Genomic DNA, 26241 nt, shown 5'->3' with positions numbered 1-26241 from the left:
CCTTTCATCGCAACGATCAGTTCAACAGCGGGCTGGCAACGCGCCAGTCCGGTCGGCCAAGGCCATAGGGCCAAGGATAGACTTCGCGGTCGTTGAAGTAGACGACAGCTTGCAGGTCAGGGAACTGGCTATGGGGTTTGTTCGCTTCTTCGGCCCAACCGCGCGTGTAGGCCTCATTCCCCTGATAGCCCAGTTCGGCGATGACGATGGGCTTCTTGAAACGCTTGACGCGATCGTATCCGGGTTTGGTTGCCTCAACGAAGGTCGAATCCCGGCCCAGCGTGCGCTGATCGAACGGCTGATAGCCGAAGACCGACAAGCCGACGACATCCACGAATGAATCGCCGGGATAATAGGCTTCGAGCCCTTCTTTACCCATCGGAGACCACATGTATTTCGCCGTCGGTAGGCTCTTGCGGCACACGGTTACAGCGTGTCTGTAAGCCTTTACATAGTCCTCCGCTTTCCAGTACGCCCAGGTGAATTGCCCATTCTTCTCGTCCATTTCGTGGGCCCAGCGAATGGTAACAGGCGTCTTGAGCTTGGCGGCCTCCGAGCAGATCGCCGTCATGTTGGCATCGTAGTGACCGGCCAGAATCCCATTGAGCAGATCGGTCGGTGTGACACGCCAATTGCGCGCCCAAGACCATGGCTCGATGGTGATCAGCAACGAACGGCCGCGTTGGTGCGCATAGTCATCCGCCGTCTTCAAGGTCGACAGATCGACATCTTCCCAAGGCAGAAAGAGATGCTCGATCTTCGGGTTCGGATCATTGGAGAAGTCGCCGTTCGGATCGTAGGCACCTCCCGGTAGCGATTGCGGTGTGAGAATCGGCCTCTTGTCGTTGAACAGCGGCCGGGTATCGGCTCTTGCCTCCAGACCTCCGCTGGCGGCGTATACCCCTCCGCAAAGGACGCCGGTCGCAAGCAAAGCAGTTGTCAGTTTCGATAGGGTTTTCATCGCATTGCCTCCTTCCCTCAGTCGGTTTTGTGAACGGTCAGGGCGGCCTTCATGGCTTCCAGTCGCTGTGAGACCAGATCATCGGCGATCAACTTTGTCGCCTCATCGGTTTGTTTGGTGACGGGATGGCGAAACACGAACCATGTCCCGCCAGTCTCTCTCTTTTGATAGATCGTTCCATCGAGTATGCGATGAACGAAGCAGGTCTTGGCGGGAAACTGGCCATTTGTGGCATGCCAGGTTGCGTCAAGACATAGGCGGCCGTTGTCCGTCACGGCCCATCGACCCTCGGCCCAGGATTGCCCTCCCGTTCCGTCGACCCAGGCGGAAAACCGCCTGTCGATGTTCTCCATTCGGCCCGCGCCGTCGGGCCAGCGCCAGCTCTTGTCGTGATAAAGCGTGTATAATTCGACTGCCGTCATCGGCCTTGCGCCGTCCGGCAATGTCATGGTTGCCGCGGCTTGAACAGTGCTGCTCTCCGCGGCGACCCCAAGAACGATCGCAAATGCGAGCGATGTCGCGGGGATGAGAGAGGCTATATTTTTCAATGGCTTCATATCATTTCTCCCATGGTCTGATTGGAATGCGGCTTTGTCGTTGCTGTCCGAGCGGCCGGCCGCCGATTTTGGAAGCCGGCAATCGTGTGCTCGGCAAAGCATCCGCCGCCGATCAAGCCTGCATGTCCGATACCATCGACAACCATTTTCATCTGGCCTCCCGCCGAGGGCGTCCTTCCCGTCTTGAACCTCAGTTACCCGCGTTGTTTACTTGCCAGTGCGGATTGAACACCAACCGGTGTAGTCCGCGTCCTCCGACCCCTGCGCCTGCCACGGAAGAGCGCTCTTCGAACAGCGTGTAGCCATCAGCGTTCCAGGCCAGCGATTGCACCCCATCGTGGCCGCGTTCAACGAGGCCGACGAGCGGTAGCGCAGTCAATGCAAGCAAGCCGCTGGCGAGTGCTGGGCGATAGAAGTGCCTGCGTTCCGTGCTGACGGAGTTTTCGCGGGCGTGCTGACGGACGATGACCACCAGCAGCAGCGTGTAGATGGCGGCATTCATGCTCGCAAAGATGTAGAAGCCGCCGGCTTCGCCTGCCGTGCCAACGAGCAGTACCGGCAGGACAGAGACCAGAGCCAGGATGCAATAAGGCGCAAGAATCCTGAAAGGTATCGGGTCTACCTCGGAGGTGCCTTTCGGCGTTACGCGGAAATCCACGAAAGATCCGGTCGCGCGATCACGGATGGCGGCGAGCGTTCCTGCCAGCGCCCAAGGCCAGCGGGCAAACAGGAACAGTGTCATCTCCCAACTCAATATCTTGGCGTCGATTGACCGGAACGTGCCGGTGCTGCGCCAGCGATAGGCAAACAGGATCAGCAGAAGTGATTGCGGTGCGAAATGCAGCAGGAAATCGGGGTAGGAGACCGCGACGAAGGTCTTCCCTCGAGCGAGCGCGATCACCGGCAAGACGAACATCAGCGCCATGAAGAGTGAGAACAGCGGATACCAGAGCTGCGAAAACAGAAACTGGATCTTGAGGCGCAGCGGCAGCCGCCCGAGCAAGCTTGGCGAATATTGCAGCAGGATCATCATCAGGCTGCGCGACCATTGAAACTCCTGGGTGATGAGATCGGCAAACGTCCGCGGCCCGTCGCCATGAGCGATGGCGTCGAGTGCATGGACGCCGCGCCAGCCATGCGCATTCATCATCAGCGTGGTGGAATGATCCTCGGCCAGTTCCGGCCCCAGCCCACCGATGCTGCGCAGGGCCTTGGTGCGAACGGCATAGTGCGAGCCGATGCAGAGCGGCGCAAGACCGCAATTGAATCCGGCCTGAAGTGACCCGTGCATGCTGGCTTCGGCGTAGAGGCGGCCACGGGCTGACCAGCTTTCCTGCGCATTCTGATCGCAGATACTTGGCGCAGACACATAACCGATCGCCGGATCCGCAAAGGGACGAAGCATCTGGAAGAGATAGCCTTGCTCCGGCACGTGATCGGCATCGAGCTGTGCCACGAAGTCATACCGCTCGTAGCCGTATTGATCATAGAAGAAGGCAAGATTGCCTTCCTTGCAGCGGGTGCGCCGCGGCCAGCTCTTGCGATGGTAGTCCTCGCGCCCTCTGCGAGTGGAAACCTGGACGTCGTGTTTGCGGCACCAGTCAAGCGTCGACGGCGATGGGTCCTCGTCGGCAAGCCAGGTATCGTGAGGGACGTCCTGCATCAGCATCGCGTTCAGCGTCCGTGCGACGACGGTAAACGGCTCGGAGGGCGCCTTGGTAACCACCATTGCGATGCGGCTCCCCGCAGGCAATTGCAATTGCCCCATAGGCTTCTTGGCGCGAAAGAAGACGGCTATGAAATAGGTCGGAATGATCGTCACCCAGGCTAGCACCAGTGTAAGCAGAACAGACCCTATCGCGTCGACATGGTGAGTCGGTATAAGCCACCAGCTCCAGAAATATCCGAGCGCGGCGAGCCACAGTGTGGCGCAAGCAATATACTCCAGGCGCTGAGGACCTTGCAGAATTCGGGTCATCAATCGCTGGTCTTGGGTGGCAAGAGCACGTGTCCGGATCGAGGTCATGCCCGCACCTCCAATCCGAAGAAAGGGGCTGCTGTGCGGATGATCGTTTCGATGTCCGAATGAAGCGCGCGGAAGCCGAGTTTTTCGGCAGCAAGATCCGAAGCTGCGTAAAGGGCAGGCGGATCGCCGGCACGGCGCATGCGCATGGCGACGGGAACCGGGCGGCCGCAGACGTGTTCGATCGCACGGATGATCTCCTTGATCGATGTGCCGCGTCCGGTTCCGAGATTGACGGCAAGGTTGTTTCCGCCAGACAGAAGATATTCCACCGCCAGGACATGCGCTCTGGCAAGGTCGGTTACATGGATGTAGTCGCGGACGCATGTGCCATCGGGCGTATCATAGTCGCTGCCAAAAACATCCAGTGTCTCAAGCGCCCCGCCTGTTGCCAGCAAGGCGCGGGGAATGAGATGCGTTTCCGGATTGTGCCACTCACCGAGTTCGCGCTCCGGATCGGCGCCTGAGGCGTTGAAGTAGCGCAGGGCCACATAGTTGAGCCCATAGGCAGACGAATAGTCGGCGAGCATATGTTCGGCGATCAGCTTCGTTCTGCCATAGGGATTGATGGGGCGCGGTGTCTCGGTTTCGCGGATCGGCAGGTGATCCGGAATTCCGTAGATTGCGCAGCTCGACGAAAAAATCAGCTTGTCCGCATTCGCACGGCGGCATGCCTCCAGCACTGACAGCGTGCCGTTCACATTGTTCGCATAGTACTTCGCGGGATTTTCTACGGATTCGCCGACATAGGCCGATGCGGCGAAATGGATGATCGCTGCGGGCTTGTACTGGAGGATCGTTTCCGCCAGCCGCCACATGTTGAGGATATCTCCCTCCACCAAAGGCCCCCAACGCACCGAGGAGGGGTGGCCGGTCGACAGATTGTCATAGACGACCGGCTGGAAGCCTTGGTTATGGAGGTGCTTGGCGGTATGGCTGCCGATGAAGCCGGCGCCACCCACGACGAGTATTGTTTGCCTGGACATCACGCAACCTCGAAAAGCTCGCTGTTGGGACGCACAAGCTGGCGCTCGAAGTAGGCAATGGTGGATTCCAGGCCATCTGCCAGAGCGACGGATGGTTCCCATCCAAGTTCGTGTTTGGCAACGGTAATATCGGGCCGCCGCTGGCGCGGGTCGTCGATCGGCAGAGGCTGGTAGACGACATGCGACGACGAGCCGGTCATGGTGATGACCTTTTCGGCGAGCTCGCGTACGGTAAATTCCGCCGGATTGCCGAGATTGACGGGCGTGTGAATGGTCGTTTCGTTGCCCATCAGGCGGATGAAGCCTTCGATCAGATCAGCAACGTAGCAGAAGGATCGCGTTTGGGATCCATCACCATAGACGGTGATATCCTGGCCTTTGAGGGCTTGCACAATAAAGTTGGAAACGACCCGGCCGTCATCGGGACGCATGCGTGGGCCATAGGTGTTGAATATTCGCGCAATCCTGATGTCGACGCCGTACTGGGCGTGAAAATCCCGGAAGAGCGTTTCGGCGGAGCGCTTGCCTTCATCATAGCAGGAGCGGGGACCGAAGGAGTTGACGTTGCCCCAGTAGTTCTCCGGTTGCGGATGTACCTGCGGGTCTCCATAGATTTCCGAGGTAGACGCCTGGAAGATACGTGCCTGGTGACGTGTGGCGAGCTCCAGAAGATTGAGCGAGCCGAAGACACATGTCTTCATCGTATGAATGGGGTCCGCCTGATAGTGGGGCGGCGATGCCGGACAGGCTAGATTGTAGATTTCATTGACGGGGATATCGAGCGATGCAATGACGTCGTGGCGGACGAAGCTGAATGTATCATAACGAAGCAGATGTCTGATGTTATCTATCCGCCCAGTTGAGAAATCATCCACGCAGATGACCTCATGACCACTCTGCAGAAGCCGGTCGCACAGATGTGAACCAAGAAATCCGGCGCCGCCGGCAACAAGAACTGTCCGCTTTTTCGTATTTGTTGGAGATATACTCGCAGATTTGAACGCTATGCCCATCAAACCCTCCCGGAAATTAGACACAAAGCCGAGTGTTCAAGGAAAACAGAATTTCTGTCCTTGTTAGATGCGATTACAATTAGAGGTCATTGCTGCAACTTGAGATTATAGTTTACTAATATTTAACTATGCTGTCGTTAGCAGAGAATGCGGAAACTTTGCATTCTGTCCATTTTTATATGTACTCAATGGACTGATATACTTGCAGTAAACTAACCTGAGTTGCAGATTTTTTCTTTGGTACTTGAAGTATTTTTGTGATTTTCTTTTCAATTTAAACTCGATTGATCTATTGTTTCCATTTCTTGGTTAGTATATGTCCGCTGTGGCGTAAAATCCGGGTGACGCTGAAAAATGAGCGCATGCTCAGTCCGGCAGACGCAGCTGCGGCTGCGCCACAAGGCTGTGATAAATGGCAAAGTCGTGCTGGGGGCGCCGGAAAACCTCGTCTGTGCCACATTTGGCGCTAGGCGATATAGCCCTTTTAGGTGCTTTCCGCTGCGTGAGACGCTTGGGTCTGAGAGACGACTTCTCGCTTGGCTTTCAAACGGTCGCCTCTAGGTCAAGCGCAGGTCCAGTCGTGGGTGAAGCTTCTTCAGGTTCGGCAGGGACTTCATTTGCCAAGGGATTTGCGACGATCCGCATACCGTAAGATGGATGTCGGCGTGCTTTCGGGCTTCGATCGTCAGCTTGGCAAGCAAGTTGATCCCGGACGAGTTCAGGAACTGCAAACCGGTCAAATCGAAGGTTGCCTTGCCGCCGTTCCCGTGAAGAACCTGTCTGGCCAGATCATAGACCGGCGCATAGGCGTCTGGACCGGCTAAACGCATGGTCCCGTCGAAATATAGGGTGCTACCTTCGGACCAGATGCGGAACGCTTCTTCTTTGATTTCCATAAACGGCCTCTCGCGGGTTCACGATGATGAAATTGCCATCGCGGCATAGGTTTGAAGTTTTGTCCGCTTGTGCGGACCGCCTTGGTCGAAGTGCCAGGCCAGTTGAACCTGGTAATCACTCATCAAAGTCAACAGTCCTAACCCGGACGCATTGTCGCCCGCAAGAACACTGGTCTCGATCTGTTCTATAAGGAGGTCGCCGGGATCGCCATTCGTCACCTTCTGCAACAATTCCTGGAAGCGGGCAGTTGCATCGTGGTCGATCAGGTTTGCGATGCGCATCCTGAAACTATGAGCGTCCGTCAGCGCTTCGATCATGATCTCGCCTGCAGCGCGAAACTTGATCGAGTTTTCGATGAGCTCGTTTGTCAGATAGCCGATGTCGTGCCGGATCGTCTTGTATTGCCGCTCTGAGGAGCGGAAGCCGAGCGACATGGTTTCGGCGATGAAGTCTGAAGTCATGGCGGAGTGGCGCCAGGCCAAATGCAGCGGCCCGTCAAACAGGCAGATTCGCAAGGCATTGGCCGTATTGAACGAAACCAGATGTTGTTGGCCGAAGGTTGCAGTTGTCATCTCTCACCTGTGTCGCATCACGACAAGAGTAATATCATCATGAATCTTCTGGGTTCCGATATAGGTCATGAGGTCGTCGAGTATGCCCTTGACCACTTCTTCGGCCGTGCCGCCATGCAGGCGGCGGGCATCTTCCAGAAGCCGCTCGAAGCCGAACAATTCGCCTTTTGAATTCTCCGCTTCGGTGACGCCATCCGTGTGGAGGACAACCATATCGCCCCTTTCGAAGGGGATCTCGCGTGTATCGATAAAGGGGGCTATATCGGGTTCGAGACCGACAGGAAGACCGAGATCCCCGGTCTCGATCCGTTCAACCTTGCCGTTCTGACGAACGATGATCATATCTTCGTGCTGGCCGGAGATCGTCAGCCGCTTGCCGTCATAGTCGAGGAACGACAAGGTCAGGTGCTTGTCCGTCTTGGTCCTCTCGATATTTTTGAAAATTGCGCGGTTGAGGTCGGTCAGGAATTTTGCCGGATCCATTTCACCGGCTTCCTGCAATGCGCGAGCGATCGATTGCACCATCAGCATGAGTACGCCGCTCTCAAGCCCGTGACCGGTGACGTCGCCGATGCCGATCTTCAGATTGTTTCCATTTTGCAGAACGTCGTAATAGTCGCCGCCGACTTCATCGGCCGGGCGCATGTAAGCCGCGATTTCCAGGTTCTTGTTGGCGGTGAGCTCCTTGGCGCGCGGCAGCACCATGAGCTGTATTTGTCGCGCAACATTGAGCTCTGCGCCCAGCCTCAGGTTTTCGCTTTTCAGCTGGCCGTTCAGGGTTGAAATCTCTTCCTTCGCCGCTTCGATTTCCTTGGTTCGATCGGATACGAGCTTCTCGAGATTTTCGGTATGGAAGCTGATATCCTCGGCCATGCGGTTGAAGGCGATACCGGCCTCCCCAACTTCGTCCTTGGTCGAGATGTCGACCCTGACAGAGTAATCCTTTGCCTGTATGCGCTTTGCGGCGCTCGCCAGCGCGCTGATCCCGCCGGTGACACGTTTCGAAGCGGCAAATACCGCTGCCGTGACAATCATCAGCGAGACCAGAACCGCCATGATCTGGTAGAGTAGGATGCGATTGGTGGCGCGCGATATCTCCTCTTTGGCTGCTATGAGCGAGGCGTAGATTTCGCGTTCGGGCACCACGATCCCAAGCGACATGATTTCACGCTGCACCGGCCCTTCCACCCAGAGATTGGTCGGATGCAGTTGCTTGACGACGACAAGATAGGGAACCTTCTCACCCTGTTCGTCGAGGGAAATATGCTGTATTGCGCCGTCTGCATCGAGCGGCAGTGTCGTGATCGCCTTTTGCACGCTGTTGCGCAATGATCGATCGAGGCCGGTCACACCCTTGGTGGCCGCATCGTTCGAGGCACGCAGGCCGATGATCTTTTCGCCGACCGGATTGATCGCGACGACGTTTCCGTTCGACATTGTCAGGAAGCCGAAGCCGCTTTGGGCCACTTTGACATTCTCGACGATCTCCGCCAGCTGGGTGAGAGTGATATCTGCCCCGGCAGCGCCGGCGATGCCATGCCGATCCGGCGTCCATAGCGGGTGAAAGAAGCTGACGATGAGCTTGCCTGTAATCGCGTCGGTGTAGGGCGCGGTTTGGGTAATATAGTCAGCAACTGGTCGCGATGATGGAGTTGCGGCCCATTGCTGCCAGGATTCATAAAGACCGGGAAAGAAGAAAGTCCAAAAGTCGGATGTGTTGTGGCCCGGGTAGAGCCGGTCGAAGGTCTGCGCCTGGGTCGTATAGGGAGCCGTTCGGAAGATCGGGCGCTCCCGCGGCCCGATGTAATACATTTGCAGCTTCGATGCGCCGTTGTGCAGCAGGGATGGCGCAACGAGATTGAGCACCGCACTCCATTCGATGTCGGCCTGGACCTGGGGCAGGGGGCGATGATCCTTGTCCAGCATGTAGCCCCATACGCTGACGACCGATGGTGTCCCGGGAGCATTTTGAGCCCACTGACCAGTCGGATCATAGGTGACCGTTACGGCGCCGGGAGAGGCCTTGTCCATGGCGGAGCCGATCGCTCCGCTCCTCGTGGGGTTGTCGATCTGGCCCTGCAATACCCCTGCGAGCGCCTTCACGTCGGAGTGGACCTGATCGACGAGGAGGCCGACCTGCGTGGCGGTGGAATCCGCATAGGAACGGATGTAATCTTGGCTTGCCTTCTCAAGGCCTTGGCCGACTTCGGTTGTCGCATTGCGCGATAGACGCTGAACGTTCCAGAGCGCCAGGCCGCCACTGACCATCAAGTCGAATAGAACGGCGCCGCCGACAACGATCAGAAACTTGGCGCGAAATGAGCGCAGTCCCAGCTTTCTCTTGGCCAAGGAAGTTTCCATCATAGTGGTTTCTGTCCCGATGTGGCCCAGATCGGCCAGCCCGCATAGCCTCGGGGGTGAAGAGCGGCGAAGATGTGGTCGGCAAAGCCCTGCTTGAACTTCTCTATGAATTCGGGTGCGTCGCCACGTCGAACCGCCATCTCGTCGGCGTAGACATTCTGCCATGCCGTAATGATGTCGGCGAAGTCCTGCGGATCGCCATCGAGATTAGTCACCATGAAGCTTTCCATCTTCACATCCGTAAAGCCCGCATCCAGCAGCATGCGGCGGCCTTTCGGGCCCATTTCGACATCCATATCGAAGTGCGCGAATAGCTTGGCCACTTCGGTGTAGGTCCATTGGATGCTCTCGGCTCTCGGCTCGCCGAGGCAGTGGGAGTTCTTCTCGTTGGTGATGTAGACCCGGCCGCCAGGCTTGCATATGCGATAAAGCTCCCGAAGCAGGACGTCGGGGCGATCGAAGATCTGCAGCGAATGCCTGCAAGTCACGAAATCGAACTGGTCGCTCTCGAACAGCATCTGTGAAGCGTCGCCATAGGTGTATTCGATATCCTGGACGTCGAAGTCCTCCGCCACCTTGCGGGCATAGTCCAGGCTGGGGATGGAGTGGTCGAGGGCGACGATCCGGGCCGGTTTGAAGTCCTTTCTCAACAACATCGCGAAATCACCGATGCCGCAACAGATATCGGCGATGTTCATGCCTTCGCGAAGGCCGTGGCGCGGCAGCATCTCGCGCTCGTGCCGCCACGTCATCTTCGTCTGTGTTCTGAGGATGGGTATGAAGCTCTGGTTTTCGACGAAAGTCTGGCCCGGATAGAAGGCGGAGTCGTAGATATCGACTGTGATATTCGGCGAGAGATCGCTCAAATGACGAAAGAGCCGAGACGCCCATGTCACGACGCTCGAGGCGACGACCGTCAGCTTGAGATCCGGCCTCGAGCGGGTTGCATCGAGCAGGACATGCGTCAGCGCGCGAAACGCCGTGTTGTTCATATGCGTAACGCGCTTCAGATTGATGTAGCAGATGCCGTTTACGGTCTCGACGCCGGTGCGCAGGAGAGCGAGATCATCGGCAAGTTCGGCGACCGAATGTGGCCTCAGCACTCCGGAAAGGGAGAACTCCTGATTGTTGGCGTCGAATTGTGCGGTGAAACGATTGGGAAAATGGTTGCTCAATTGAGGAGCCTTTCAAGCGCAAGGTCCACCACAAGGGTCAGCATGCCCCTATCCTGCTTCTGCAGTCTGACGCTGGCATCGTAGTTGACCAGCAAACCGAGAAGGATCGCATGCTCTGCGCGTGCGGCGTCATCGGTAATGACATCGAGATAATGTGCAAGTGCCTGGCCGACCCTGGCGCGTTCGATGATTGTCTCATAGGAGCCGCGTTGCTCGTCCGAGCAGGGAAATGTCAACTCGATCCGTTCGATCGAGCCATTCCTATAGAAACGGCAGGTCAGCGCGCCCCTGCACTCGCGCGTATGGAACGACATTTCGAAGAGTTCGTTCAACGCGGAAGAAAGCAAATTGGCATGGCGGGTGGGATCGTGGCGATCATGGCTGACCATGCGGGCTACATAGGCGGCGCATTGATCGCAGTGCCTCCAGTCCGCCGCAAAGGATGCCATGTCCATTTCGAGCTCGAGCAATGGCTGAGACGCGTTATCCGTTTGCATTTCCGTGGTGTCCACTTGAGAGGCTCCTGGATGGAAAGCGTTTCGAGGATTATGGCCTGATGTGAATCTCATCGAAGGTTGTCGCCGTCGATTGAGAACGTCCGCCTTGTCTTATGAATTCTTCGAGCCGTTCGGCCCGCATCGGTGGGCTGATGCAATAGCCCTGGAGGCGGTCGCAGCCTTCCTGCAACAGCCATCCAGCCTGTTGCGGCGTTTCAACGCCCTCTGCCGTGACCCGCATATCCAGGCCGTGCGCGAGGCTGATGACGGAACGTACGATCGTTTGGCTTTTCGTGTCCTGCATAAGGTCCTTGATGAAATAGCGATCGATCTTGATCGTATCGAAGGGGAAATTCTTCAGGTAGCTAAGAGAGGAATATTCGGTGCCGAAGTCGTCGAGCGAAATCTGTATGCCGAGCACGTTCAGTGTGTTCAGCGTGTCGAGGTTATTGATGGTTCGCTCCAGCAATACGCCCTCGGTGATCTCCAACTCCAGACGCTCGGCGGGAAAGCCGACGATGTCGAGCGTCTGCGATACGCGATCGGTAAGTCCAGGTGTCAAGAATTCAGCCGGCGAAAGGTTGACGGCAAGCGTGTAGTGCTCCGGCCATGAAAGCGCCTCGCGGCAGGCTTCTTCCAGCATCCACTGGCCGATCTCGCGCATAAGGCCATCGGCTTCCGCCATGGGAATGAATGCAGCCGGCGGGATGATGCCCAAGGTGGGATGCCGCCAGCGCAGCAGTGCCTCGAAACCTACGACGGTGGATGGCGGTTCGATCAGAGGCTGATACTCGATGAAGAACTCATCGCGCTGAAGTGCGACGCGAAGACTGCGCCGCAGCAACTCCCTTTGCTCGACGACGATCAGCATGGTCGGGTCGAAGGTTCGCGCCCGCCGGCGGCCCTCCTTCTTGGCGGCATAAAGGGCAACGTCGGCCGCCTTCATCAATTGCTCGTCTTCATTGCCGTCGCGCGGCGCGATCGCGACCCCGACGCTGACGCCGACGAACAGGGAGATGCCGTTGACGATGAACGGCTTCTTGAAGGCTGCGACCAGCGCGTCGGCCAACTGCTCGGCTTCGAAGGCTTGCTGCGGTCTGACCTGGATGATGGCGAACTCATCGCCGGCGAGGCGATATACCGTGCCGCCCTGGCCAAGCGTTTCCTTGATCCGTTCGGCCGCGAGCTTCAGGACGATATCGCCGGCGCCATGGCCGAGAGTGTCGTTGACCGGCTTGAAGTCGTCGAGATCGAGCTGCATGAGCGCAGGCCCGATCTTGCCGCTTGCCGGAAGCAATTGCGCGAGTTCCGCACTGAACTGACGACGGTTCGGCAAACCGGTCAGGACATCATGCGTTGCTTGATGGATGAGTTGCGCTTTCTCGTTGTCTTCTGACGGCGGACCGATACTTGCCGCCTTGGTTTCGATGACGAGGAGCCCCGTATGGATAAGGGAAACGAGGAGATTGCATTTTCCCTGTTTCGGCGTGTCGATCTGGATTGTGCGGGGTTCGCCGGTGTCGATCGCCTGCCTGATCAGGGCGGCAGGAACCGGCTTGGCAAGCGCGGGATAAGCTTCCCACAAGGTCAGGTCTTTTTTTGATGCGAGGGCAGTATGATCCTGAAACCCCTTGGAGGAGTCGAGCAGTCTGAGATCGAGATCCCAAAGTGAAACCGCCGCCTCGAAACGGTTGGCAGATTTGGGCTCGTGTGGAATTCGCTGCGACCGGTCCACTCGGTTTTCCGGCATATGGCCTTGCCCTCCCAAGCCGGCCCAGCAAAATGTGGCCGCTGTCCAGTTTGAACCGGCCCGCTCGCATCGGAGCTTGCGCGTCGACAACGCAACCTCATGTAGCGTACGGGCGCGGTCGCAAATTACCAGAACGTGGCAACCGCTCTAAATGAATATATTACGAGACGTTCATTTAGCAATGATTGTTGAAGTGTGAGTGATTTAAATGGATGGAAAATCTTACGATTTGTCCCATTTTCACACGCCAGGCGGGGTTTTTGCCGCTCGTGAATGGCGTGAAGGTTGTGTTTTTGCCTTCGCCGGACGGAGAGTGAAATCCCGTAGGCCCGAGGCTACCCCAAATTGCGGTTTTTGCATGCCAACTGAAACGCTGATGCCTGGTCTAACTGGTTAGCCGGCGGCAACGTTCGACGAGTGCGAGGATCTCCTCCTCGGTGTTGTAATAGTGGGGTGAAGCCCGGATCAACGTCGGCAGGGCGCGAGCCTTCGCATCCAACAGTGTGCTTGAAGCCTTTGATAGGCTGACATGAATTCCAGCCTCGGCAAGAATGTTTCTGACGGTTTCGGCCTCGTGGCCGTCTATGGAAAAAGATATGATCGCTGCGGGTGTTGGCCCGAGGTCATACACGTGAACCCCCGGCAATCGACTCAATTCTGCGCGCAAGAGCGTGCCGAGCGACTTGCAGCGCGCCTCTATATGTTCCAGCCCCAAGGAAAGCGCATAGTCGATTGCAACGCCGAGGCCCAGGCGCGCCGCATAGTTGTTCTCCCAGGTCTCGAAACGCCTTGCGTCGGCGCGTAGCTCGTACCGGTCGGGTTCGACCCAGGGCGCGGCAAAGTGGTCGATCACCGGCGGATGCAGATGTTCGAGCAATGATTGCCTTACATAAAGGAAGCCGGTGCCGCGCGGTCCGCGAAGAAATTTGCGGCCCGGAGCCGTCAGCATGTCACAGCCGAGTTGCTGGACATTAACCGGCATTTGCCCCACCGCCTGGCAGGCGTCGAGCAGATAGGGCACATCATGGCGGCGGGCGATGCGGCCGACTTCCGCCGCTGGATTGATCAGGCCGCCATTCGTCGGAACCCAGGTCATCGCGATCAGACGAACACGATCGTCGATCATGCTTTCCAACGCTTCGGGATCAAGAACGCCGTTATGGTCGTTTGGCACGACGTCGATCGTCACGCCGTGCGTTTTTGCAGCATGTAGGAAAGCCACATAGTTGGCCGCGTATTCCGCGCGCGCCGTGAGGATTCGATCTCCCGGCTTGAAGGTGAAGGAGTAGAAGGCCATTTGCCATGCCACCGTGGCATTTTCCGTCAGCGCGATCTCCTCCGCTCGGGCGCCGAGCAAATTCGCAACGCTGGCATAGACGCCATCCAGGGCCCGCTGCGCTTCGCCCGCAGCCTCGTATCCGCCGATTTCGGCTTCGCGTCGCAAATGGCCTGTCATGGCGTCCAGGACGGGCCGCGGCATCAGCGCGGCGCCCGCGTTGTTCAGGTGGATGCCATGTTCGACACCGGGCGTATCGGCCCGAACAGCAAAGAGATCGATCATCTGTTTGGCCTCTCCAGGAGCGCTTGTCGGCTTCAGCCGTTGCGCGGAGGTACTTCTATAACCTCGTCGGCGAAACGTATAGGGCGGCATTGCGTAAGCCATTGCCTATCTGGATATACGGCACTTTTGATAGCGGGCACGTCAAAAAGCGCGGTTGGGTTCCGCACGCTCGGATTTTGAAGCTCTGTCGAGCCGGGCAGCTGAGCGGGTCGTCCTCTTCGAGGGCCCCGGTGACAGCATTAAAGGCAAAGTTCCATAAACGGTGGATATCCCGGTCTCTCTTTCAACTTTTCGGCGAGGGTGCTTCCCAATCCGCATGGGGCACTTCACCATCTCGGGACGACAAACGGGGGGTGGAATGAAGAGACTTATGATCGCGGCGGCCATTGCAATGATGGCTCTTCCCTTGGCAGCAAAAGCTCAATCGGTCGTCGCCAACAAGAGCACATATGACTATGGCAGGAACAGTTTGAGCGACCCGGCGGCCCTCAACTGGAACATAGAAGAATGTAGTCACGGGGCTATCAAGCCGGATGTGCAGGAGAAGCTGGCGAAGCTTTTGCGCGTGCCGGAGGCGAGTGTGCGTCGCGAATTTTGCCGTCGAATGTTGACCGCCTATGCGCGAGGCGCCATTTCCTATGATGACTATACAAGGTTCATGAGCGGAGGCGGGTTGGCGCCGAGCATTGCGCGTGCGCTGCGAACTGCGGGTTCTAGCCCGGTGAGGCAACAAGGCGAGAAACGCGGTGACATCATTCTTCCAGCGAAAGCCAAAATGGATTCAGGCGAGATCTTCAAGGGCACGACCATCGCATCCGGCAGCGACGATCTGAGGGACCGGCGCCCAACGATTACTCTTCCGGTCAAATGTTCGGATGGCCGCATCGGGCGGATCGAGGTCACAAGGGCAGCAGATCTGATGTCTGCCTGGGGAACCGTAAAGCTCTCCGATGGCAGCGCCGGCCGGCTGACTGTGGGCAAAGTTCGCAAACAGTTGTGATGACGATGGAAGCGATCGCCGCGCAGAAATTGAGCGCGGATTGCTGCGGGAAAATCGGGACGCCTGCAGGATAGGAGCTGGCGTGAAGCCCGCCTTTGCAGGCGGGCTTCCTTGTGTGTTAGGTGCCAAGCCTGAAGGGAAGCCTGACAAACAAGCTTCCACGGATCGTCAGATCAGCCCCTCGGCTTTCAGGGCGGCCTGCACGGCCGGACGGCTTGCGACCGTTTCGATAAAGCGATTGATGTTCTTGTAGGCGGACAGGTCGACGCCAACGCGGCCGGACCAGCCCAGCACCGTCCACAAATAGGCGTCGGGGGCGGTGAAGTGATCGCCGAGCAAGTAGGGCTTTCCTTCGAGGCTGGCATCGACATAGCCGAGGCGCTTTGCGAGATGTGCGCGGTTTGTGTCCTTGGTCGCGTCGGGCGTATCGGGCCGGAAGAGTGGGCCGTATGTCTTGTGGAGTTCGCTCGAAATGAAAGCCAACCAGCGCTGCGCCCGGTAGCGGTCCATCTCACCGGCTTTCGGCATCAGGCCGCTCTCGGGTTTCAGGTCGGCCAGATACTGCACGAGTATCTGCGACTCCGTCAGCAACTCGCCTCCGTCCAGCACAAGAGCCGGCACGTAGCCGTTCGGGTTGGTGGCGAGATAGTCTTCGCCTTGCTCCGTCTTCTTGGTGGCGAGGTCGACCTGGATAACGTCAAGATCGATGGCAGCTTCCCGCGCGACGATATGCGGTGCGAGCGAGCAGGCGCCGGCTTTGTAGAACAGTTTCATAAAATGGATACTCCCGAAATTTGCCGCCGCTCACTGCCATGGAGACGCTTTGATACTCAAGACAAATTTGCTTGATCCGGAGGTCTTTTGCCGGCGGCTTGCTGATCCCTTGCATGATCATCCCGTCGCGCGACAATCCATTGCAGATGACTTTATGGTCGGCGCCACGCGACATGTGGCGACAGGTCCGATCCGGGCGCTTGAATTGTGATATTTTTCACTAATTGTGCGGTGCAATACATGCCGTTTTAGCTTCTATTCGTTCAAAACATAAATTCTCTGCAAATGATTGCCAGAATTTCTTGGGGACCAGAAGTTATGGTGAGGCGCACGGCTTGGGAGATATTTCGATACACGCATTTTTAATCAAGAACATCTAGCTTTCCCATGAGCGAGCGGTCCTGATTGTTGTCTGCCGCTTGCAGAATATTGTTACTTTCAAAGGCACGTGGGGGCGCGCCGAGTGATCGCAACGCCACCCGACAAGGTGGTGATATGATTTTGAAATCTGCAACTAGCCGCAATATTTTTTCAGTCGCCGCATGCGGCGTGGTCGCAACGGTGGCAGCTTCCGCGATCCTGATTGATTCCGCATATACCAATATTCGCCAATCCAGCCTCGGCGAAATGCAGCAGATCGCCAGCACGACCGCGGCGGGATCGGAAAAGACCCTCGGGGCGGCAATCGCCGTCGTCAATTCGCTTGAGACGGTGTTGTCCACCATGCGGATCGCCAATGATGCGAACCGGACGACCGCCGATGCAATCCTGAAGAACCTGCTTGACGGCAATGCCGGCGCTCTCGGTGTTTGGACAGGCTGGGAGCCGAATGCCTTCGATGGCAAGGACAAGGACTTCGCGGGCAAGGACGGCAATGATGCCACCGGCCGCTACATTCCTTATTGGGTCCGCAGCGGCAGCAAAGTCACCAACGTCCCGCTTGTCGACTACACCGTCGCGGGCGCCGGCGACTATTACCAGCTTCCGTTCAGTCAGCGGAAGACCGTAATCATCGAGCCATATTCCTATGCGATCGACGGTAAGCAAGTGCTGATGACCTCGATCGCCAAGCCGATCATGATCGATGGGAAGCCGGTGGGGGTCACAGGTCTGGATATGGCTCTAGACGATGCCCAGAAAGCCATTTCCGCCATTCGACCGATGGGAACGGGCTTCATGAGCCTTGTTACCGGCGCAGGCGGGATGATCAGCCACCCTGACGCGGCACTTATCGGAAAGAACATCAAGGATGGCGGTGCAGAGACCGCGGGTTGGGATCAGCTGATTGCCAATCCCGGCACTGAGCGCGAAATCACTGGCGCTGACGGCGGGACTTATTTCGCAATCGCCGAACCGGTAAAACTAACCGACACCACCTCGTGGTACGCGATCGTGGTCGTTCCGAAAGCCACGGTCTTCGCCCAGGTCAATAGCGTCGTGAGGAATGCGATTGCAGTCACCTCGATCGCGGCCATTCTCTTGGGACTTGCCGGCTGGCTGATCGCACGCAGGTTCGTTCGCAGGATAGAGAACGTCATCGGCGAAACAGATCGTATCGCCAATGGGGATCTCGACGTTGTACTCAAGGACCGTGAGAGGCGCGACGAAATCGGCGACTTGTCGCGCTCGCTGCACATCCTGCTGGAAAGCAACCGCGACAAGGTGCGCCTGGAGACCGAGGCGGAAGCTAGCCGTGCCGCGCAGGAAGCCGAGCGCGCCGAGCGTGCACGCATCAACAATGCTCAGGAAGCGGAAGTGAAGTTCGCCGTCAGCGAGCTTGCTGCAGGGCTGGTCCAGCTTTCAGATGGAAATATGACCGTGCGGCTCGACCAACCATTCACTTCGGCTCTCGACGAAATACGCGGCAATTTCAATACCTCCGTTGAAAAACTTCAAGCTGCCCTAGTCTCCTTCTCGGAGAATGCGTCCGTCATCCAATCCGGCTCGGAGGAAATCCGCACCGGCGCAGACGATCTTGCGAGACGTACGGAGCAGCAGGCCGCCTCTGTTGAGGAAACGGCGGCAGCACTTGAGCAGATCACCACCTCCATCAAGGATTCGACGACACGTGCAGAAGAGGCGGCTGCCTTGGTCAGCCGCACGAAAGGCAATGCCGAGCAGTCCGGCGTGATCGTTCACTGTGCCGTCGAAGCCATGAACGGCATCGAGCAGTCTTCTCAGTCGATTTCCAACATCATCGGTGTGATCGACGATATCGCGTTTCAGACGAACCTGCTCGCTCTCAATGCCGGTGTCGAGGCGGCCCGCGCGGGGGAGGCCGGCAAGGGTTTTGCCGTCGTCGCCCAGGAGGTCCGGGAGTTGGCGCAGCGCTCCGCAACGGCTGCCAAGGAAATCAAGGCTCTCATTCATTCGTCCGGAGATCAGGTCAAGAGAGGCGTCAGCCTGGTTGGCCAGACCGGAGAGGCGCTGCAGGCTATGGTTCAGGAGGTCCAACTGATCGATCGCAACGTTCAGGCGATCGTGCAATCGGCCCGGGAACAGTCGACGGGCCTTCAGGAGATCAATACGGCGGTCAACCAGATGGATCAGGCGACGCAGAAGAATGCTGCGATGGTCGAGGAATCCAATGCGGCAACGCATACGCTCGCCAGCGAGGTTTCCTCGCTTTCGGCAAGGCTTGGGCAATTCAAGCTGGACGCGGGAAGAGTGGTTTCAATCAGCGGTTCGCCACGCAGAACAGCCGACATGACCACCGGCACCGCTCGACCAGCCGCAATCCCGCAGGCAGGGCCAGAGCTTTCCGGCCAAAGGGCATTGGGCGAGAGACTTCGCTCTGCCTTCGGAAAAACCTCGGCAGCAGCAAGCCCGGCCTGGGAGGATTTTTGATAGCTGAAGTGCTTCTGACCAATGGAGCGCCGTTTCGCGAATGATGGCAAAGCGGCCGTCACTGACCAAATCGCCTGCGAATTGAACGGCTTCCACGACATCGAGTGCTAGGTTTATCTGGTGCTCGATGCAACATTGTCTGCGCACAGATCGTTCACGGATGCGGCCCTATCGGGCTCCAACCCAGCCGCGGGTTTACAATGCCTCGTCGCAAAGCGACCGCCTCCGATCTCCAGTCGACGTGTTCGGCGGTATTCCAAGCGCACGACTGGCCTTGAAGGCAGCCGTCTTGCAACTTCTACGAAGCCGGCATCGAGGAACATCGATAGCGTCCCCGGATAAAGTTCGCTTGATTTTGATGCAATGGACGGATCGACGGGATATGCCTCGAGACATTCGGCCCCCTGAGCCATTGCAAACTCGACGGCATGTTTCAGCAGCAGGCGCGAGAGCCCCTGCCGTCGGAATGATTTGCGGACGATGAAGCAATTGATCGACCACACCACTCTGTCATCGATGGGAGCAAAGGGCTTGGAACGCCGCAGGCGGTCGAATACTGCACGTGGCGCGACACCGCACCATCCAGCCGGTTCGCCCTTCTGATAGGCGAGAACACGCGGCGGGGGTGGTTAATGGATCAGATTTCGGAACCAGCGCGATTTCCCTCGCCCCATCCCGCCTTGTAGTCAGCGTTCGGAAGATACCAGTAGGCGCAGCGACAGTTTCTGCCGCCGGAGCAGTCGTCGAAGACCGCTTCTATATCGGACAAGCGATCAGCGGTCGCTGGGTGGAAGGAGAAGCGATTCTGCATGAGCCAAGGGTAGGGCGCAGTCAGATAATCGGCAAGGTAGCTATCCGTATGGCTTTGCTCCGCATGGTCGTGCAGGGTTCAGCAGCACTGTACAGCGCTGACCTTATCGCTTGCTGCCGCTAGGCTGCTCGCGGTAGCAGGGACTTGAGGTTTACGCCCCCAGCCAGTGCCTCGATAGGCAAAATCAGGTGCTTGGCAATCAGCATCTCGCTCAACTTGATATCCTTGGCGACCCTGTTGCCAGGCCCGACGCCGCTTGCTGCGACCAGCCGTTGCTCGCCGTCGAGATGAAACAGGATGAAGGCGCCCTCGCCAAGGTCTCTGCGAACAACGGAGCGGCCCTCATCGGCAAGACCGGCGATCTGGAGCGTATGATCGAACTGATCCGACCAGAAATAGGGGACGGCCTCGTGGCTGCGGTTGGCGCCTAAGAGATTGGCGGCGGCAAGAATGCCTTGATCCTGCGCGTTGCGCCACGCCTCCAGGCGCAGCCGACGGCCGCCATAAAGGGGATGTGGAAAGGAGCAGCAGTCGCCGGCGGCATAGATATCTGCAACCGATGTCTCCAGACGTTCGTTGACGGTAATGCCATTATCGACGGCAATCCCTGCCTGAGCGGCGAGCTCGATGCGGGGCTGCGCGCCGATCCCCACGACCAGTACGTCTGCCGTGATCATTTCTCTGTCGGACAGAGAAATGGCGACGCGCTGCTCGTCCGCTTCGATATCGAGGACGCTCACGCCGCATTGGATCGTGACGCCGTTGCGGCGATGCAGAGACGCCATTGTTTCGGCGATCGGCTCGGCTACACCGCGTTTGAGAATGCGCTCCTGCGCCTCGATGATCGTTGCCTTGGCACCGCGACTGCGCGCCGAAGCGGCGACCTCCAGCCCGATGAAGCCGCCGCCGAGCACGGCGACATGCATATCGGCGCGGATCCAGGGACGCAGCGCAAGCGCGTCGTCGATCGTTCGCAGGTAAACGATCCGGCTGCTGGTTGGAACGTTCGGCAATCGCCTTGGCGTTGCGCCCGTCGTCAGCAGCAATTTGCTGTAAGGCAATGCCCGGCCATCCGAAAGGATCAGTTTTTTTGCAGAGGTGTCGATAGCCGTCGCCGTTGTTCCGCCAATATGTCGGATATTCCGCTCCTGGAGCGCGAGCTCGTCGAGCACGGCTGGAGATTGAGGTTCTCCTTCATTAAGCAAGATCTTTTTGGAAAGTGGCGGTCGCTCATAGGGCAGATGAACCTCCTCGCCGATGATGGTGACGGGATGCAGGTAGCTTCCTTCGCGCAGGCTTAAAGCTGCGCGTGCGCCGCACTCGCCGGCGCCGACGATGATGATCCCGGGCTCGCTACTCATGCTCCGATTCCGATCATGACGCGATCGCCCTCCACCTTGACCGGATAGGTTTTCAGATTGATGCAGACCGGCGCCCCCCGCGCCTCACCCGTCTTGTAGCTGAAGCGACCATTGTGCTTTGGACATTCGATGGTGTCATCCATGACGAGCCCATCGGCCAAATGGATCTTTTCGTGGGTGCAAAGGCCATCGGTGGCGAAATACTCGTCGTCAGGGCTACGATAAATCGCAAAAGTTCGCCCGGCGTGATCGAAGCGAAGGACATCTTCCTGATCGATTTCATCGGCACCGCACGCGTCAACCCAGTTGGTCATTTCTTCCTCCCATTACATTCGGCCAAAGCCGTCAACGCCATTGTCAGATGTTGGGAAAATATGATGTTGCGCCTTGATCGCGCTTCGTTTTCTCTCCCCGACTGGTTTCAAGCATGCGCGAAATTGCCCTTCACATTCCACGCTGATTATGATCATTTTTCATCAAGGAGGAGCGGAATGAAGAAGGCACGTCTCGTGGACATTGCTGCGGCCGCAGGTGTCGGCCTTGCGACCGTGGAACGTGTTCTGAACGAACGCGGCAGCGTGAAGCCGCAGACGGCGGAGAAAGTGGTGCTGGCTGCCAAGCGGCTGGGCTACAAGGGGAACATTCCAAGCCTCTATCGCGGCACGATCCGCATCGAGGTCATCCTGGTCAGGCCGGAGTCGCCGTTCTTCAGCAGGCTCAATCGTGCCTTCGAGCGGATTGCCGCCTCGCTGGACAGCTCGATCACCGTCAACCGGACCTTCGTGGAAGAGAGCGATCCCGAGAAGTTTGCGGCGCATGTGGCTGACAGCAGCATTCGCCGGCATGGTCTGATTGTTGCCGCCGTCGATCACCCGGCAATTCGCGAGAGCTTGCGCAAGGTTCGGGCAGCCGGTGTCGAAGTGGTGCAGATCGTCTCCTACCTCACCGGCAGGGACGACGTGTTCGTCGGTATAGACAATTATGCCGCGGGCCGAACCGCCGGATTCTATATGTCGCGCATGCTCCAACACGTTACCGGTAGCATCATCGCCGTCTGCCACAGTTGGGCCTATCAGATCCACAGGGAGCGTATTCGCGGCTTTTCCGATTATCTCGGTGCCGAGGGCCGCTCAAAGTTGACGTTTTCAGAGGTGGTGTTCGGTCGTGATGATGACGTGCAATCCGCCGAGTTGCTGGCACAGGCGCTGCGACGTTGCCCCGATATTGTCGGCGTCTACAACGCCGGCGGCGCCAATCTCGGTGTCGGCTCGGTACTTCAGCGCTTTCAGGGGCAGAGAAGGAGTGAATGCGTGTGGATAGGGCACGAGCTCAATGATGAAACCCGCCGCTTCATATCGTCGGGGCTGATGACGCTCGTGCTCGATCAAGCGCCTGAGACACAGGCAAGGCGGGCGCTGGATACTATTCTATTGCGAATGGGGATCATCGATGTGCCCGTCAGTCAGGATCCGGTGCCGTTTCTGACGTATACGGCGGAGAATATAGGAGCCCCGATTGTCACTGCTCGGTGATAAAGCGGAAATGACAAGGCCGGAGCCTGCGAAGGAGGGCCGCAGGCTCCGGCATTTCCCGCCATCGACGGCCGGCAAGGCCGGTGGCGGGGGAGAGCCGAAATGGCGCATATGGAGCGCAATATGACTTCGGCAAGCGCGTGAGATCATTGTGCCGGCGGCGTGATCCGGCCGGCTCTGATTTTGCTCTGCTCTAGCCCGCTGTGCCGGAGCGGCGCGCTTGTTTCTCGGCATATTTCTTGGCGCGCTCCATGAAGCGCTTGTTCATCCGATCCTCCGCTTCTTTCGAACCATCGTGGAAGGTGCCGAACCATTGGTCGAGCGGAATGACACCGTCTGCATAGTTGCATTCGAAGAATTTGTGATGGAGATAGTGATCATAGGCATGGGTATCGATGCCCGTTTCCTCGCCGATGACGATCTTGTCGAAGCCGGCATGGCCCGGCGCCGGCGCCAGCGCGGCATGGGTCAGATGGAACAGCGCATGGACCGGACTGGACGGCACGATCCAATGAATGAGAACGCCTGAGAAATACAGGAGATGCTCGACCGGGTGCATGGCCAGACCTGACCACGGACCTGGATTGACGTTGTTATGATGCAGCTTGTGGACCGCATGATAGAGCGGCGGCCAGTGGATCAGGCGATGCACGAGGTAGAAGTGCAGATCGCGGAAGGCCGGGATCAACAGCATGATGATCGCGCAATAGATCGGGTGTTCGGCAAAATCCACATAGGGAATGATACCATTGGCAAAGGCCCAGAGGGTCAGCACCTCGAAGGCCGTCCAGAAAGGCACGGCGCTCGCAAAGGTCCAGATCACATTGTCGGTGGTCTGGTTGCCAAAGAGGAACGCCGAATTATCCTTCGATGGCCATTTGCTATTGTACTTGAAGCTCGTGCCTTGCTTCTTCTGCATGTAGAGACGCAGGTGGAAGGCGCCGAAAAACACGAAGACCAGAGCGGCATTGCGCACGAGTAGATAGGCGATCCAGCCCGGCGCCAGCGTCCTCATGGTTTCCATGGAGGGCGTCGCGTAAAGCCACAGCAGCGTTGCGACGACGGCATAGACGACATTCCAGGGCATCAGATACCCGGGGTATCCAAAGAACCATTTCAGGAATGCGATCGGTTTGGCCGGCCAGATGAAGACGGGCGGGTATTGCAAAAGCTTCTTTGGCTTCCAGTCGCCGCGCTTATCGCGCGTGCCGTAGAGCGTGTCGTCCATGATGTGCCTCCCGGTGAATGAAACGATGCAGTCAGTGTCAGCGGTGTCGACTGGAAACGACAGCATTGATTTGATGAAATTTGCTCACGGCGATGAGAAGTTCGTCGAGCCTCAATGAGGGATGGGAAGGGGAACGCCATGGCTCCTCCTTCCCCGGCGCCGGCAGCTGCGCTCCTCGTTGCTGATGCCCGTTTCGTCAGTTCAGGCTCTCGAACTGCACCATGTTTTCCTTTGTGACCAGTTTGAAGGGGATCCATACTTCCCGGTCGATCTGCTCGCCCTTGATGGCCTTGAGTGCGGTATCGACGGCGCCGCGGCCCTGTGCCTTCGCATCCTGGAATACCGTGACTTTGAGGTCGGCTGATTTCATTGCCTGCAGCGCGTCGGGCGTCGCGTCGATACCTGCAACGATGGTCTTGTCGGTCGAGCCCCCTGCATTCTTGATTGCGGAGATCGCGCCGAGCGCCATTTCATCATTGTTGGCAATAACCGCATCGAAGGTCAGCCCTGACGTCAGCCAGTTCGAGACCAGATCTGCGCCATCGACCCGGCTCCAATTGCCCACCTGCTCGCGCACGACTTTGATGCCGCTGCAGTCGCTCGATTTCAGGACGTCATGCACGTCCTGCGTCCGCTGGCGCGCCGCCTGGCTGCTGAGATCGCCGACCATGACGACGACGTCGCCCTTGCCACCGAGTATGCGACAGACTTCCTTCGTCTGCAGCGTGCCGGATTCGGTTTCATTCGATCCGACAAAGGCCTGCTTCTTTGCAAGCGTCGTCAGGTCCGTCGGTTGGATGTTGACGTAGATCAGCGGAATACCGGCATCCGCCGCAATCTTGCTCATCGCCAACGTTCCGTCAGAATCCACCGGGTCGACAATGATGGCCGACACACCGCCGGCCGCGAAATTGCGCACCTGATCGAGCTGCTTGTTGACGTCGTTGGCGGCGTCGACCACCTGCAGGTCGAGGCCCTTGGTCTTGCCGTAGTCCTGCATTCCATTGGCGATCAAGGTTCGGAAATTGGTTGTCAGGTAGCCCATCGAGACACCGATCCGATCGGCGGCATGGGCTTGCGATGACAGCACGAGCGCGAGCGCGCCGGCGCTTAAAAACTTCAACATGTTCTCCTCCCAGGAAACGACGGCCCAAGTGACCGCTAGGAAAGAGTTACCGATGGAGCTGGTTGGCGTCCGGGAGTATTTTGATGAAAAACCATCATGCCGGCGGCCCGTGTTCGGGCGAATACATCCGCTTTGCAATGAAACGCACCGATGATCAAAACCCATCATCGCATCGGCTGGCGAACACTTGGAATTCGTGATCTGAGCAACCTACTGCTACGGGAGGAACTATGCAGAATTTGCTCATATTCCAGTCGCTTTGGTCCATGGAGCGACGCAGCGCGCGTTATCCAGAGCTTTCTCTGGAGGAGAATATCGAAAAGATTGCGGCTGCCGGCTTCGATGGCATCAGCACCCATTGGTATGACCGCGATGTCGTTGCCCGTATTGCCGGCCTTCTGAAACAGCATGGTCTGCAGGCGGAGGGGCAATGTTTCCCCAAGACCGTCGACGATCTGAAGCCGGCGCTGGAAATCGCTGCTGAATTCAATGTCCATCACGTCTGCCTGCAGCCTGACGTGCGACTGCGTCGGCTGGAAGATTGCATCCCCTTGCTGGAAGGTTGGCAGCGGCTGGCGGAAGAGGCCGGCATCGATGTCTGGATCGAGACCCACCGCGACCGGATGACGACCGACCTGTTCTTCACGCTCGATCTGCTCGACCGGCTGCCGAACCTGCGGCTACTCGGCGATATCTCGCATTTCCTCGTCGGGCGAGAGTTTTCCTGGCCTGTATCGGAGGAGAACCATGCGCTTATTCATCGGATCCTGGATAGCTCCTGGGCCTTTCATGGCCGCGTTGCCTCACGCGAACAGGTTCAGATCGAAATCTCCTTCCCGCATCACAGACCCTGGGTCGATCTTTTCCTCGGCTGGTGGGACTATGGTTTCAAGAGCTGGCGCAACCGGGCCGATAAGGACGCAACGCTTGCCTTCACCTGTGAGCTGGGACCGAAGCCCTATGCCATCACCGGAAGGGACGGTGAAGACAGCACCGATCGTTGGGAGGAATCCCTGCTCATGAGGCAGGAAATACTGGATTTGTGGGCAAGAACTGCCAGCTGATAAATCAAACGAGATATCACGGATAGACTATTGATTTTGGAGGAATTTCGATGGACGTAAGAGCAGCAGTCGCGGTGCAGGCCGGTAAGCCGCTTGAGGTGATGACGGTTCAGCTTGAGGGACCTCGGGCCGGCGAAGTGCTGAT

General features: G+C 57.9%; 21 protein-coding genes and 2 pseudogenes. 5 read left to right on the top strand and 18 right to left on the bottom strand.

The window, feature by feature from the left end; translation table 11 throughout:
- Positions 1–16 precede the first annotated feature (16 nt).
- The 12 genes from GGD46_RS31375 to GGD46_RS31320 form a co-directional block, all read right to left on the bottom strand.
- Entirely contained in the window at positions 17–961 is a 945-nt protein-coding gene (locus tag GGD46_RS31375; protein WP_184711087.1) for a glycoside hydrolase family 26 protein, read from the bottom strand.
- A 17-nt stretch (positions 962–978) separates the two neighbouring features.
- A complete protein-coding gene (locus GGD46_RS31370) occupies positions 979–1518 on the bottom strand; it encodes a DUF995 domain-containing protein (RefSeq protein WP_184711085.1) in 540 nt (179 codons plus the stop codon).
- A gap of 190 nt (positions 1519–1708) precedes the next feature.
- A complete protein-coding gene (locus tag GGD46_RS31365; protein WP_246806518.1) occupies positions 1709–3496 on the bottom strand; it encodes a glycosyltransferase family 2 protein in 1788 nt (595 codons plus the stop codon).
- A 44-nt stretch (positions 3497–3540) separates the two neighbouring features.
- Positions 3541–4527, bottom strand: coding sequence for a UDP-glucose 4-epimerase GalE (galE, locus tag GGD46_RS31360; RefSeq protein ID WP_184711081.1), 987 nt, complete (start codon positions 4525–4527; stop codon positions 3541–3543).
- Positions 4527–5540 carry a UDP-glucuronic acid decarboxylase family protein gene (locus tag GGD46_RS31355; RefSeq protein WP_184711079.1) on the bottom strand — a complete coding sequence of 338 codons (1014 nt, stop codon included), beginning with the start codon at positions 5538–5540 and terminating at the stop codon, positions 4527–4529. The genes galE and GGD46_RS31355 overlap by 1 nt, the downstream gene beginning before the upstream one ends.
- Before the next feature lie 557 nt (positions 5541–6097).
- Entirely contained in the window at positions 6098–6436 is a 339-nt protein-coding gene (locus tag GGD46_RS31350) for a slr1659 superfamily regulator (protein ID WP_184711077.1), read from the bottom strand.
- Positions 6437–6454: 18 nt separating this feature from the next.
- Positions 6455–7009, bottom strand: a complete 555-nt coding sequence (locus GGD46_RS31345) for a slr1658 superfamily regulator (protein ID WP_184711075.1) — start codon at positions 7007–7009, stop codon at positions 6455–6457.
- Between the two features lie 3 nt (positions 7010–7012).
- Positions 7013–9277: a SpoIIE family protein phosphatase gene (locus GGD46_RS31340; RefSeq protein ID WP_409527726.1), complete on the bottom strand. Its 2265-nt coding sequence runs from the start codon at positions 9275–9277 to the stop codon at positions 7013–7015.
- A 92-nt stretch (positions 9278–9369) separates the two neighbouring features.
- Positions 9370–10545 carry a class I SAM-dependent methyltransferase gene (locus tag GGD46_RS31335; protein WP_184711071.1) on the bottom strand — a complete coding sequence of 392 codons (1176 nt, stop codon included), beginning with the start codon at positions 10543–10545 and terminating at the stop codon, positions 9370–9372.
- Positions 10542–11057: a ubiquinone biosynthesis methyltransferase UbiE gene (locus GGD46_RS31330; protein ID WP_313206348.1), complete on the bottom strand. Its 516-nt coding sequence runs from the start codon at positions 11055–11057 to the stop codon at positions 10542–10544. The genes GGD46_RS31335 and GGD46_RS31330 overlap by 4 nt, the downstream gene beginning before the upstream one ends.
- Before the next feature lie 34 nt (positions 11058–11091).
- On the bottom strand, positions 11092–12792 hold the full coding sequence (locus tag GGD46_RS31325; protein WP_184711069.1) for a putative bifunctional diguanylate cyclase/phosphodiesterase: 1701 nt from the start codon (positions 12790–12792) through the stop codon (positions 11092–11094).
- Between the two features lie 385 nt (positions 12793–13177).
- Entirely contained in the window at positions 13178–14353 is a 1176-nt protein-coding gene (locus tag GGD46_RS31320) for an aminotransferase class V-fold PLP-dependent enzyme (RefSeq protein ID WP_184711067.1), read from the bottom strand.
- A gap of 358 nt (positions 14354–14711) precedes the next feature.
- Here GGD46_RS31320 and GGD46_RS31315 point away from each other — a divergent pair, with 358 nt between their 5' ends.
- Positions 14712–15353, top strand: a complete 642-nt coding sequence (locus GGD46_RS31315) for a hypothetical protein (protein ID WP_184711065.1) — start codon at positions 14712–14714, stop codon at positions 15351–15353.
- Positions 15354–15521: 168 nt separating this feature from the next.
- Here the strand turns inward: GGD46_RS31315 and gstA are convergent, their stop codons facing one another.
- Positions 15522–16127 carry a glutathione transferase GstA gene (gene gstA / locus GGD46_RS31310; RefSeq protein WP_184711063.1) on the bottom strand — a complete coding sequence of 202 codons (606 nt, stop codon included), beginning with the start codon at positions 16125–16127 and terminating at the stop codon, positions 15522–15524.
- 495 nt (positions 16128–16622) lie between these two features.
- Between gstA and GGD46_RS31305 the strand changes: the two genes are divergently transcribed.
- The gene (locus GGD46_RS31305) at positions 16623–18974 is read left to right on the top strand and encodes a methyl-accepting chemotaxis protein (RefSeq protein WP_184711061.1); all 2352 of its coding nucleotides are present in this window, start codon (positions 16623–16625) and stop codon (positions 18972–18974) included.
- A 248-nt stretch (positions 18975–19222) separates the two neighbouring features.
- On the opposite strand, the pseudogene GGD46_RS31300 reads toward GGD46_RS31305, so the two are convergent.
- The 3 genes and pseudogenes from GGD46_RS31300 to GGD46_RS31290 all read right to left on the bottom strand — a co-directional run.
- Positions 19223–19785: pseudogene (locus GGD46_RS31300) on the bottom strand (N-acetyltransferase family protein); the annotation flags it as partial.
- 119 nt (positions 19786–19904) lie between these two features.
- Positions 19905–21146, bottom strand: coding sequence for an NAD(P)/FAD-dependent oxidoreductase (locus GGD46_RS31295; protein WP_184711058.1), 1242 nt, complete (start codon positions 21144–21146; stop codon positions 19905–19907).
- Entirely contained in the window at positions 21143–21460 is a 318-nt protein-coding gene (locus GGD46_RS31290) for a MocE family 2Fe-2S type ferredoxin (RefSeq protein ID WP_184711056.1), read from the bottom strand. The genes GGD46_RS31295 and GGD46_RS31290 overlap by 4 nt, the downstream gene beginning before the upstream one ends.
- A 177-nt stretch (positions 21461–21637) precedes the next feature.
- Here GGD46_RS31290 and GGD46_RS31285 point away from each other — a divergent pair, with 177 nt between their 5' ends.
- Complete coding sequence (locus tag GGD46_RS31285; RefSeq protein WP_184711054.1) at positions 21638–22678, top strand: LacI family DNA-binding transcriptional regulator; 1041 nt, start codon at positions 21638–21640, stop codon at positions 22676–22678.
- 193 nt (positions 22679–22871) lie between these two features.
- On the opposite strand, the gene GGD46_RS31280 is transcribed toward GGD46_RS31285, so the two are convergent.
- Together GGD46_RS31280 and GGD46_RS31275 are read right to left on the bottom strand one after the other, a co-directional pair.
- Positions 22872–23906, bottom strand: coding sequence for a sterol desaturase family protein (locus GGD46_RS31280; RefSeq protein ID WP_184711052.1), 1035 nt, complete (start codon positions 23904–23906; stop codon positions 22872–22874).
- A 196-nt stretch (positions 23907–24102) separates the two neighbouring features.
- A complete protein-coding gene (locus tag GGD46_RS31275) occupies positions 24103–25032 on the bottom strand; it encodes a sugar ABC transporter substrate-binding protein (RefSeq protein ID WP_184711050.1) in 930 nt (309 codons plus the stop codon).
- 230 nt (positions 25033–25262) lie between these two features.
- On the opposite strand from GGD46_RS31275, the gene GGD46_RS31270 reads away from it, so the two are divergent.
- Together GGD46_RS31270 and GGD46_RS31265 are read left to right on the top strand one after the other, a co-directional pair.
- On the top strand, positions 25263–26096 hold the full coding sequence (locus GGD46_RS31270) for a sugar phosphate isomerase/epimerase (RefSeq protein ID WP_184711048.1): 834 nt from the start codon (positions 25263–25265) through the stop codon (positions 26094–26096).
- Positions 26097–26146: 50 nt separating this feature from the next.
- Positions 26147–26241 (top strand): annotated as a pseudogene (locus GGD46_RS31265) (GNAT family N-acetyltransferase); the annotation flags it as partial.

It is taken from the genome of Martinezella lusitana (assembly GCF_014207095.1).
Classification (GTDB): Bacteria; Pseudomonadota; Alphaproteobacteria; order Rhizobiales; family Rhizobiaceae; genus Rhizobium; species Rhizobium lusitanum_B.
This window is presented reverse-complemented; position numbering and strand designations above follow the sequence as displayed.